At 42.1% G+C, this 12,005-nt stretch carries 10 protein-coding genes; 8 read left to right on the top strand and 2 right to left on the bottom strand.

Annotation, left to right across the window (positions count from 1 at the left end; genetic code table 11):
* Window positions 1-9 precede the first annotated feature (9 nt).
* From MOJ78_RS17585 to galT, 5 genes are all read left to right on the top strand, one after another.
* Complete coding sequence (locus tag MOJ78_RS17585; protein WP_304978627.1) at window positions 10-1,767, top strand: glycoside hydrolase family 2 protein; 1,758 nt, start codon at window positions 10-12, stop codon at window positions 1,765-1,767.
* Between the two features lie 60 nt (window positions 1,768-1,827).
* Entirely contained in the window at window positions 1,828-2,922 is a 1,095-nt protein-coding gene (locus MOJ78_RS17580) for a family 1 glycosylhydrolase (RefSeq protein ID WP_304981297.1), read from the top strand.
* Between the two features lie 155 nt (window positions 2,923-3,077).
* A complete protein-coding gene (locus MOJ78_RS17575; RefSeq protein ID WP_304978626.1) occupies window positions 3,078-4,247 on the top strand; it encodes a galactokinase in 1,170 nt (389 codons plus the stop codon).
* An 11-nt stretch (window positions 4,248-4,258) separates the two neighbouring features.
* The gene (gene galE / locus MOJ78_RS17570; RefSeq protein ID WP_304978625.1) at window positions 4,259-5,248 is read left to right on the top strand and encodes a UDP-glucose 4-epimerase GalE; all 990 of its coding nucleotides are present in this window, start codon (window positions 4,259-4,261) and stop codon (window positions 5,246-5,248) included.
* Window positions 5,249-5,269: 21 nt separating this feature from the next.
* The gene (gene galT / locus MOJ78_RS17565; RefSeq protein ID WP_304978624.1) at window positions 5,270-6,811 is read left to right on the top strand and encodes a UDP-glucose--hexose-1-phosphate uridylyltransferase; all 1,542 of its coding nucleotides are present in this window, start codon (window positions 5,270-5,272) and stop codon (window positions 6,809-6,811) included.
* A 61-nt stretch (window positions 6,812-6,872) separates the two neighbouring features.
* Here the strand turns inward: galT and katA are convergent, their stop codons facing one another.
* Entirely contained in the window at window positions 6,873-8,330 is a 1,458-nt protein-coding gene (katA, locus tag MOJ78_RS17560; RefSeq protein ID WP_304978623.1) for a catalase KatA, read from the bottom strand.
* A gap of 533 nt (window positions 8,331-8,863) precedes the next feature.
* Here katA and MOJ78_RS20980 point away from each other — a divergent pair.
* Window positions 8,864-9,625, top strand: a complete 762-nt coding sequence (locus tag MOJ78_RS20980; protein ID WP_370529734.1) for a CAP domain-containing protein — start codon at window positions 8,864-8,866, stop codon at window positions 9,623-9,625.
* An 80-nt stretch (window positions 9,626-9,705) separates the two neighbouring features.
* Here MOJ78_RS20980 and MOJ78_RS17550 read toward each other — a convergent pair whose 3' ends face one another.
* On the bottom strand, window positions 9,706-9,867 hold the full coding sequence (locus tag MOJ78_RS17550; RefSeq protein ID WP_304978622.1) for a YjcZ family sporulation protein: 162 nt from the start codon (window positions 9,865-9,867) through the stop codon (window positions 9,706-9,708).
* Between the two features lie 220 nt (window positions 9,868-10,087).
* Between MOJ78_RS17550 and MOJ78_RS17545 the strand changes: the two genes are divergently transcribed.
* Window positions 10,088-10,909 (top strand): MBL fold metallo-hydrolase, encoded by an 822-nt coding sequence (locus MOJ78_RS17545; protein WP_304978621.1) that lies wholly within the window; start codon window positions 10,088-10,090, stop codon window positions 10,907-10,909.
* A gap of 360 nt (window positions 10,910-11,269) precedes the next feature.
* Window positions 11,270-11,995, top strand: coding sequence for a DUF421 domain-containing protein (locus MOJ78_RS17540; protein ID WP_304978620.1), 726 nt, complete (start codon window positions 11,270-11,272; stop codon window positions 11,993-11,995).
* Window positions 11,996-12,005: the final 10 nt, after the last annotated feature.

Raw genomic sequence — 12,005 nt, 5'->3', positions numbered from 1 at the left:
GAGATAACGATGATACGAGGAGAATATCCACGCCCTCAATTTGTTCGTCGGGAGTGGCAAACATTGAATGGAGAATGGCAATTTGCCTTTGATGATGACGATAAAGGTTTGAAAGAACAATGGTATAAGGAAAACTTTCCACAGGATAAAAAGATAACCGTACCGTTTGCCTATCAATCGAAAGACAGTGGTATTGGTGACCCGACCTTTCATGACATTGTTTGGTATAAAACAGAATTTCATATACCGGCTTCTTGGTCGGAAAAAGTAATCATCCTGCACTTTGGAGCAGTTGATTATCGTGCTTGGGTCTATGTAAATGGGGAGATGGTTGGTTTCCATGAAGGTGGACATGTTTCGTTTTCCTTCAATCTCACCCATGCGATCAAAACGGATGAAAGCAATGAGGTAGTTGTCCGGGTGGAGGATCCTTCTGAGGATGTAACGATACCTAGGGGGAAACAGTATTGGCTTGAACAATCAGAATCGATTTTCTATACGAGGACGACAGGGATCTGGCAAAGTGTATGGTTTGAGGCTGTAGAACCACAACGTATTGAATCGATCCGATGGACACCTCAGATTGATCGAGGCGATATTGATTTAGAAGCGGATTTCATCGGCCAACTAACAGAAGACACTAGGCTCGAGGTTTCGATCTCCTTCAAAGGAAGGCAAGTTGTCAAAGAGTCAATTCACATATACGAACCGTACTTGAAACGGAGCTTCAATCTACGAAACCGAATGACGGATCGCAGCAATATCCATGGTCCAGGCTGGTTCTGGACACCTGAGCATCCAAACCTATTTGATGTTCAGTTGAAGCTTGTTCATGGTGAGACGATCACCGATCAGATTGAAAGCTACTTTGGCATGAGAAAGGTTTCGACTGAAGGCGGGCAATTCCGGTTGAATAACCGTACGTACTATCAAAAGCTTGTCCTGGATCAAGGCTATTTCCCTGACGGATTATTGACTGCTCCAAGTGACGAAGCACTAAAAAAGGACATCTTGCTTGCGAAGGAAATGGGGTTCAACGGTGCAAGAAAGCATCAAAAGGTAGAGGATCCCCGCTATTTGTATTGGGCAGATCAATTAGGTTTTCTTGTTTGGGGCGAAATGGCGAATTGCTCGGAGTATTCAGAAGAGGCTGCGAGACGGTTGACCAATGAGTGGGCAGAAGTGGTAAAGCGAGACTATAACCACCCAAGTATCGTTGTGTGGCTGCCATTGAATGAAAGCTGGGGCATATCTCGGGTTGCTCATGATCAACAGCAGCAGCACCATTCGTTAGCGATGTATTATCTCACAAAATCCCTTGATACGACGCGACCAGTGTTATCGAATGACGGTTGGGAGCATACGATTTCTGATATTTGCGGTATCCATAACTATCAATCTGCAAATCAGTTATCCAAAGCTTATGAAACAATTGAATCAGCAATCAAAACGACTCCTGCTGATCGATTAATCTATTCTCAAGGATTCGGGTATCTCGGTGAGCCGATCATGATTACAGAATACGGCGGAACTGCATATAAGATGGATGAGACAAAAGGCTGGGGCTACTCATCGGTAAGTTCTGGAGACGAGTTGGTCGGAGAATACAAAAAACAAACGGAAGCCCTGCTGAAGTCACCCGTCATCCAAGGGTTCTGCTATACCCAATTAACCGACGTTGAACAAGAAATCAATGGTCTATTAACCTATGATCGCAAGCCGAAATGCGAATTGCAAAAAATAAAAGAAATTAACGATCAAAAGTAAAGGCAATTGACTTTGATTTTCTAAACTAAGCGAGTTTTTACAAAAGAGGCGTGAGTGGACATGTTGACAAAAGACAAGTGGATCTGGGCGGCAGGAATTGAAGACACCTTTGTCACTCAAACGGCTAAAGGTGAACGACCTTTGGATGAATATGAGTTGACCCAGCATTATCAATTCTGGCAGAGTGATCTAGATTTGGTGAAACGCTCTGGGGCAACGATGATCCGTTACGGGATTCCATGGTATAAGGTTGAACCTGTTGAAGGAGAGTTTGATTGGAGCTGGATCGATCACGTCATGGAATATTTCAGAAAGAACGATGCGCTGACTCCGATCATTGATTTGATGCATTACGGAACCCCTCATTGGTTAGTCAATGAGTTTGTCCATGATCACTATCCTTACTTTGTGTCTCGGTATGCAAAGGAATTCGCAAACCGCTATAGGGATGTAGCGACCTACTATACCCCGCTCAATGAACCATACGTAAATGCTGAATTTTGTGGTTTAAATGGGGTTTGGCCGCCTTATTTAGATGGACTATCCGGATTTTATCAAATAGCTGTCCAATTAGGAAAAGGGATCATTCAAACGGTCTATGCGATAAAAGAAGTTGTTCCGGACGCCACGATGGTCCATGTCGATGCGACAAAAAGATATGTTTCGAATGATCCACACCTTCAAGATGAAGTAGATTTATGGAATGAAAATCGTTTCGTCATGTGGGAACTTTTAAGCGGAAGAATTTTTGTAGATCACCCTTTGTACTCATTTATGAAAAAGCATGGGGTAGCCGAGGAAGATTTTCAGTGGTTTCAAAATCATGCAATTTCCTTTGATATTGTCGGTCTGAATTATTATCCACAATTCAGTGTGCATGAAGTGACACGGGACGAAAAGGGATACATTGTCTACCCTCACCGGATGGGAACGGGAATCGATCTAGAGAAAATCATAAATGAGGCGTATCGACGCTATGATGCACCCATCATGATCACCGAAACGAGCTTCAATGGAACGGACCATGAAAAAACGGCATGGCTAGAGGAATGTGTACAATCTTGTAAAAAGCTGAGAGGAACAAAAAATTCCATTGATAGGCTTGACTTGGTTTCCCTTTCTCGACCTTGTAGATTGGGGATATCGAACATCTGAAAAATCTGTGGAGGAAGAGCTCCTCCCATTTGGCTTATACAAACTGCAAATGACTGAGGACGGATTACTAGAACGAGTTAAAACGAGCACCGCTTCTGTTTTTGAAACGATGACACGAAGCGTAATCTAGATTGCTGGAATCGAGAGGGATTACGATGCTAAAACAACTGAAACAAGAGTTTCATACCCTTTTTAAGTCGGAAAATCAGGTACGTACCTTTTTTGCACCGGGAAGAGTCAATCTGATTGGTGAACATACAGATTACAATGGCGGACACGTTTTCCCATGTGCCTTGAGTGTTGGGACGTATGCGATTGCACGGCTGCGGTCTGATAAACGTGTGCGAATGTTTTCAAAAAACTTTCCCGAATTAGGAGTTATTGATTTCGAGATAGGAGATATCCATTTTGAAAAAGAGCACGACTGGGCGAATTACCCAAAGGGAGTGATGAAAGAGTTTCAAAAACATTCTCATGAGTTGCTCCAAGGTTGTGAGGTCTTGTTTTATGGCAACATTCCGAATGGTGCAGGCTTATCTTCATCAGCATCTATTGAACTTGTCACGGCTGTAATGATCAACAACCTCTATTCTATTAAAATGGAAATGATCGATTTGGTGAAGATAAGTCAGTACGCTGAAAATGATTTTGTAGGTGTAAGCTGCGGTATTATGGACCAATTCGCAATAGGTATGGGTAAAAAAGAGCATGCGATTCTATTGAACAGTGAAACACTGGCCTTCACATACAGCCCGGTCAAGCTGACAGATGCATCACTGGTGATCACGAATTCGAATAAACGGAGAGGATTGGCAGACTCCAAATACAATGAGAGAAGATACGAGTGTGAACAGGCGTTGAATGACCTGAAAAAACAACTCGATATCCAAACATTAAGCGAGCTTTCCGCCTCAGAATTCGAAAATTTCAAAGGGCTCATACGAGATGACGTCCATCGAAAACGGGCAAGGCATGTCGTATATGAAAATCAACGTACGAAAGAAGCGGTACGGAAGCTGAAGGAAAACGATGTGAATGGTTTCGGGGAATTGATGAACGAGTCGCACCACTCTCTACGTGACGATTATGAAGTGACCGGCGTTGAATTAGACGTATTGGTAGAAACCGCATGGGATCAGGATGGAGTACTTGGTTCAAGGATGACCGGTGCCGGATTCGGCGGATGTACAATCAGCATCGTTCGAAACAACCAGCTAACCCATTTTAAAGAAAAAGTTTATGATACATATTTAAAAGAAACAGGCTTAGAAGCTGATTTTTACGATGTGAATATCGGTGACGGTGCCCGAGAATTAGTTGAATAGGAGGGGTTACATTGGCAGTTCTTGTTTGTGGAGGAGCAGGATATATTGGAAGTCATGCAGTAGCCGAGTTGTTGGCAAAAGGTGAGAAAGTAGTCGTAGTGGATAATATACAAACAGGACATCAACCAGCAGTAGTTGACGGAGCCGTGTTATACCAGGGCGACCTTCGTGATGCCGAGTTCTTAGACCGGGTTTTTACGGAAAATGAGATTGAAGATGTCATGCATTTTGCGGCGAGTTCACTTGTCGGAGAAAGTGTTGAAAAGCCGTTAAAGTATTATGAAAACAATGTGTACGGAACCCTTTGTCTTTTAAAAGCGATGAAAAAGCATCAGGTGAAAAGGATCGTCTTTTCTTCAACGGCGGCAACGTACGGTGAACCGAAACGGATTCCTATCGTTGAAACGGATCCTCCTAAACCGACCAACCCGTATGGAGAAACGAAGCTTGCGATTGAAAGGATGCTTAAATGGACTGATAAGGCTGAAGGAATCCGGTATACGGCTCTTCGTTATTTTAATGTTGCAGGGGCGCATCCGGTTCTTGACATTGGAGAGGATCATGCAGTGGAAACCCATCTCATTCCAATTGTATTACAGGTCGCGCTTGGAAAACGGGAAAAGATTCTTATATATGGCGATGATTACAGTACAGATGACGGTACTTGTATCCGAGATTATATCCACGTATCAGACCTTGTCCAAGCTCACATTTCAGCATTAGAAAAATTGAGGAATGGAGCAAAAAGTGAAATCTACAACTTGGGGAATGGGAATGGTTTTTCAGTAAAAGAGGTCATCGAAACAGCCCGGCAAGTGACAGGGAAGAGCATTCCGGCAGAAATTGCTCCACGTCGAAACGGAGACCCTGCCGTACTGATCGCCTCATCGGAAAAAGCCAAAAAGGAGCTTGAATGGGAGCCTGAATATGCTGATCTGATGATGATCATCGAGAGTGCATGGCGATGGCACCAAAAGCATCCTGATGGATACATAGACTAACTTACAGGGGAGGTCATCGTGATGGATGAATCGATTTACAAGCACATTGAGTTGCTGCTTCAATACGGTCTAAAAAATGAACTAATCGAACCAATTGATTATCAATATAAAAAAAATGCGATCCTGGAAGTTTTAGAAATCGATCAGTGGGAAGAGCCAGAAATAGAGTGTAAGGAACTGCCCGATCATCCTGCTGAGCTTTTAGAACCTATTTTAGACTGGGCTGCTTCACGTGAAATGCTTTTCAACGATTCGGTTACCTTTCGTGATCTTTTCGATACAAAAATCATGGCTTGTTTCGTCCCGCGGCCTTCGGTGGTCATTCGTGACTTTTATCAAACCTATGAAAACGATGGGCCGCAAAAGGCAACGAAGATCTTTTATGAAAAGTCGAAAAAGTGCCATTACATCCGAATGGACCGGATTCGAAAAAATGATGATTGGAAGGTAAATACCGATTATGGTGAATTAGAAATTACGATTAACTTATCCAAACCGGAAAAGGACCCAGCGGCAATCGCTACAGCAAAGAGTCAAAAGGAGTCTACTTATCCGAAATGTCTTTTATGTAAGGAAAATGTCGGGTATGCCGGTCGAATCGATCATCCTGCCAGACAAAATCATCGGACGATTCCAGTACAACTTACAGAGGAAATGTGGCACCTGCAATTTTCACCGTATGTTTACTATAAAGAGCATGCGATCATTTTTAAAAATGAGCATGAACCGATGAAAATATCTAGAAAAACATTTCAACGTTTGTTAGATTTCGTAGAACGGTTTCCACATTATTTTATTGGTTCAAATGCTGATTTACCAATTGTAGGTGGTTCGATTTTAAGCCATGATCATTTCCAAGGCGGTTTACACACCTTCCCAATGGCGGAAGCGAAGGTGGAACATGCATTTGAACTTGAAGAATTTCCTCACGTACATGCAGGAATTGTGAAATGGCCGATGTCTGTCATCCGAATTTGGGGCTCTGATCGTGAACAACTAATTTCGGCAGCGGATTCGATCCTTCATACGTGGAAGGGATACAGCGATCCGAATGCTCAAGTCTATGCATTTACTAATGGGGAGCCGCATAATACAGTTACACCGATCGCTCGAAGGAGAGGAGAAGAATATGAACTTGATATCGTTCTCCGTAACAATATTACAAGTGAGAAGCATCCTTTAGGTATTTTTCATCCTCACCGAAAGGTTCATCACATTAAAAAAGAAAATATCGGCTTGATTGAAGTGATGGGACTTGCCGTTTTACCTGGCAGACTGAAAAAGGAAATCGAGTTGCTTGGCCGCTACTTAATGATGGAGGAACCACTGGATTTAATCAAAAATGACGAGACGGTTGCAAAACATACCGAGTGGGCTGCATCAATTATTGACAAATATGAGCTATTGAATGGGACGAATATAAAGGAAGTTTTCCAAAGCGAAATAGGGTTTATTTTTTCAGAAATTTTAGAGTATGCAGGTGTTTTTAAACGTACTCCTGAAGGTAAACATGCATTTAATCGATTTATCGAAAGTATCGGTACAATTAATAAAACCAATTAACCAAAACAAAAACCCCGCTTTCCTTGTGAAAAAGGAAGGCGGGGTATTTTCGTGCACTTGTTTATACGTTTTGCGGTACGGGTAGGCTGAGTCCTTTTGCGACGCGTTCTCCGTAGTCTGGGTCAGCCTTATAGAAGTGCTTGATCTGTCGAAGCTTAATCTCATCGCTTTCGACCGGTTTCATTGCACCGACGACGTTATTAACGAGACGTTCGCGCTCATCATCACTCATCAGGCGGTATAGATCACCAGGCTGAGTGTAATGGTCGTTGTGATCATACGGTATATTTTCAGCGACTCCCGAAACAGGGAAACCAGTTTGCTTATTTTGATGGGATTCTGTTGGTCCACTCTGGCTGTTCGGTTCGTAATAAACGGAATCGCCACTGTTACCATCAAAGCGCATTTGTCCGTCACGCTGGTATGTGTTTGCTTCATTACGCGGGCGGTTGATCGGCAATGCATTGTGGTTGGCACCTACACGATACCGATGTGCATCCGAATAAGCAAACAGACGGCCTTGCAGCATTTTATCCGGTGAAGCTTCAATTCCAGGAACGAATGAACCAGGGGAGAAGGTTGCTTGCTCCACTTCTGCAAAATAGTTTTCAGGGTTTTTATTCAATACCATTTTACCTAGTTCGATTAATGGATAATCCTTCTGAGACCAAACCTTCGTTACATCAAATGGATCGAATCGGTACGTTTCTGCGTGCTCGATCGGCATGATTTGAACGTAGAGTGTCCACTCAGGGTGATCGCCGTTTCCAATCGCATTAAATAAGTCCTCGGTATGGTAATCCGGGTTTTCACCAGCAATTTTTGTAGCGACTTCTTCTGTCAGATTCTTGACACCTTGTTCTGTTTTAAAGTGATATTTTACCCAAACAGCATCTCCATCCTCATTCACCCATTTGAACGTATGGCTCCCAAATCCGTGCATATGACGGAAAGTTGCAGGAATTCCACGGTCAGACATCAGGATTGTAACCTGGTGCAAGGATTCAGGCGATAATGACCAGAAGTCCCAAACGGCATTTGGATTTTTCAGATGTGTTTTCGGATGACGTTTTTGTGTATGGATAAAATCAGGGAATTTGATTGCATCACGAATAAAAAAGACCGGTGTATTGTTCCCGACTAAATCATAGTTGCCTTCTTCTGTGTAAAATTTCACTGCAAAACCACGCGGGTCGCGGACGGTATCTGCGGATCCAAGTTCTCCAGCTACTGTTGAAAAGCGGATGAACATTGGGGTTGTTTTCCCAACTTCGGATAAGAAATCCGCTTTCGTATATTGCGTCAAGTCGTTGGTGACTTCAAAATATCCATGTGCACCTGCACCTTTCGCATGAACAACACGTTCTGGTACGCGCTCCCGGTTGAAGTGAGCCAGCTTTTCAAGTAGGTGTACATCTTGAATAAGTACCGGACCACGTGCACCGGCTGTCATCGAGTTTTGGTTATCCCCAACAGGCGCACCCCAGCTCGTCGTAAGGTTCTTTTTCTTACCATCCATAATTGAATCACCTCGTAAACTTTTTAATTAGCAAACATGTACAAGAATAATGATAACACTTCTCAATAAAAAATCAATACTAAATTATAATCATTTTAAATGAAAAACTTTTCTGAAAATTCGTTAAGAAAAAGCTTATACGAAATAAGTAGCACTACATTATATGTATATGTATTTTGGGACAAATATGAATAATCGGTTGGGAGGAATGGGTCACATGTGCAGGAATAAAATGTTTACCCTAAAAGAAGCACCCTAAACCAAAATGATGAAAAGTTTTAAAAATCACAAACAAATCAATTTGGAAAGTGGTTTGGCGATGACTAAATAATTGAAAAGTTTTGTACATAGTGGACGAAGCTATCGACAAGGAGAAAAGCGCAAAGCTGAAAATCAAAAATGTCATTTTTAGAGTTATCCAATTTCCTGAAATTATGCACTCATTCTGATTGGAAACCATTTTACAGGGTAGAAAAATCAATTACACAAACAATAAAAAAGCCTATTCGATATACAAAAAAGGAGATTATAAAATGAAAAAAATCAGGCTTAGCATTTTATTGTCAGCTGTACTTTCAATAAGTATGTTGTCTGCATGTAATGTCGATGAAAACCAGGGAGCAAATGATATAAATTACGACCCTGTAGCGTTTGAGGATGAAGGTAGAAATGATGACGGGCCTCGAACTCAAACCTTCGATGAAGATCGGGATCGTACCTGGTGGTATGGGCAACAATTTCAATTAAATAATCGCTATACTGCCAGAGATGGGGATAATCGATATATGGCTCCGCGTTTTGGGCCAGACAGACAACAAGATCAACAACAAGAAAGAACCCAACCGGCACCCGCTCCAGAGCAACCACAACAAACACAACCGCAAACACAGCCTGATGGTGCAAAAGCATTAAGTGAAATCGAAAGGCAAGTCATCGAACTTACGAACAAAGAACGGCAAAAACAAGGGTTACCGACTTTAAAAGCCGATGTAAAATTAGCCCAAGTGGCACAGGAAAAATCAAATGACATGCAGGAAAACGGATACTTTTCCCATAACTCACCGAATTATGGCTCACCGTTTCAAATGATGCAGGAATTTGGTGTATCCTACCAATCAGCAGCAGAAAATATCGCCGCAGGACAACAGTCTGCTGAACAAGTCGTTCAAGCTTGGATGAACAGTCCAGGTCACCGCCGCAACATTATGAACAAAGAACTGACTCATATTGGTGTTGGTTGTGCAAAAGGTGGAAGACAGGGGATATATTGGACACAAATGTTTATTGAAAAGTAAATGTCCGCAACGGAATTAAACAGACTGACTCTTTTCTTCCCATTTACAAATGGTTTGATTCGAGTCAGTCTTTTCAACTTTTACCAGATGCCTCCGCCGTAACCTCCTCCGAAGCCGCCAAGGCCACATCCACCGAAGCCACCGCCATAGCCTCTACGATTATAGGCTGTGCCGACAATGATAAGGAGAATGAAGAGAACTACAAGCAAAGCAAATCCCTTTCTGTTATCCCAATCGCTCATGAATTTCCCTCCTTTAACAAGAACGTTGCTACATTGTATGCTTGTACCTTTGTTATGAATGGGTAAGCATGTACATTTTTAAAAAAACCAACTTATACCCTGAATCATTTGCCTGATTGAATTGAAATCTTGCTTACAATCCAAACATAATTCCTCTCGTTGAAGTAAAACCTAACGAACAGTGGATTTAAAAATGATAATCAATTTGAGGTGTAAGCAGATGAATGAAGAAGTTGAAAACGCCTTTCTTCCAATGACATCCGTTTCAAGCGGAAAAGGGAGTCTGGTTATACATGATGTGTATTGCTATACAAATCAGATCGTAAATATTTGCTTTATTAATATTCCGAACAACAAGTGGGTTCTAATCGATGCAGGAATGCCGAAATCTGCTGAAAAAATCATACAAGGTGCGGAGAAGCAATTCGGAAAGGGAAGCTGGCCAGAAGCGATTATTCTTACGCACGGACATTTCGATCATATCGGAAGCGTGGAAGCGTTAGCGGAACTTTGGAATATACCTGTGTATGCACACCAGCTGGAATTCCCTTATTTGACTGGAGAACAGGATTATCCTCCTGGTGATCCTTCTGTCGATGGTGGCCTTGTCAGTGAAATGTCTCCCCTTTTTCCGAATCATTCGATAGACATTACTGAAAAATTGAACCCACTTCCTGCAGATGGCACTGTTCCGTTATTAAGCGATTGGAAATGGATTCACACACCAGGACATACACCAGGACACATTTCATTATTCAGAGAAAAGGACCAGACATTGATTGCCGGTGATGCTTTTGTAACAGTGGATCAGGAGTCACTTTATAAAGTCATGACACAAAAGAAAGAAATCAACGGACCTCCCGCTTATTTTACGATGGATTGGGATGAGGCAAAGGTATCCGTTCAAACTTTACGGGACCTTCAGCCGGAATTAGCGATTACGGGGCATGGTGTTCCGATGTCTGGAAATGAATTGACCCGTGAATTAAATAAACTTGCAGAAAACTTTGATACCCTTGCTCGTCCGGATAGTAAAACATAATTATAAAGAGTGGCAGCAAAAGACCAACCGTTAAAGTGTAGGTTGGTCCTTTTCATTCAAAGGCAGAGGTTTTTCATCGAGAGCGCATTACTCATTTATGAAAGCATCCTTTTTCGGGTCTTTTTTACTATGGGTGGTCGATATATTGTGTTTCGTGGTCGATATAATCCGTTTTGTGGTTGATATAATCGGATTCGTGGTCGATATATCGAATTCCGTGCTTGACTCCACTTTGAGGATGGGGGAGAAGGCTTGTAATTCAACCTAAAAGGCACCTCAATTACGCGTCATCTGAATTTTTTTGTTTCAAAATAAATATTGAATTGTCGGAGAAACTGTTTTATGAGGAGTTGATGGATAATGGATTGGTTTAAATACATCATTACCCCGATTTTGATTTTTTCAGGCGGCTATCTTTATCTAAGACTTGCGGGAAAGAAGGCCGTTATACAAATGAACAGTTTTGACCTTCTTGTTGTGTTGGTCCTAGGTACAGTTTTAGCCCAGCCGCTTTCATCGAAACAAACGTTTGAAACATTATACTTTGGTTTGGCATTCGTTGTATTATATGTTTTGTTTTCCTTTCTCACCTTGAATAATAAGCTTCGCTGGTTATTAGTGGCAACTTCCACAGTTTTGATCAGGGACGGCGATATCGATGAAAAGGGGTTAAGGAAGGTTCGGATGACGGTAGCTGAATTAATGTCCGAGCTTCGAATAAAAGGCTTTGCAAATTCAAAGGATATTGAAATCGCCGTCATGGAATCGGCAGGTCAAATCAGCGTCATACCAAAAGCGACAACAAGGCCCGTTCAATCGAGGGACTTGCAACTTAACCCGTCACCAACTTTCATTCCGATCCCGCTCATTATGGACGGACAAGTTATTGATCATAATTTAAAGTTTCTTCAAAAGGATCAAAATTGGTTGAGAAATGAACTTGCTCGATACTCGTTGGATTCGGGAGATTATTCGAGTGTGACATTAGCTACCTATAATCAGGAGGGTACGGTTGATGTGGATACGAACAATCCCAACGATCGATTACAAACCCCTCAGAACTACAAGCCCGGGAATAGCAATTGATTTTAAATCA

The sequence above is a fragment of the Alkalihalobacillus sp. AL-G genome, from assembly GCF_030643805.1.
Lineage (GTDB): Bacteria > Bacillota > Bacilli > Bacillales > Fictibacillaceae > Pseudalkalibacillus.
This window is presented reverse-complemented; position numbering and strand designations above follow the sequence as displayed.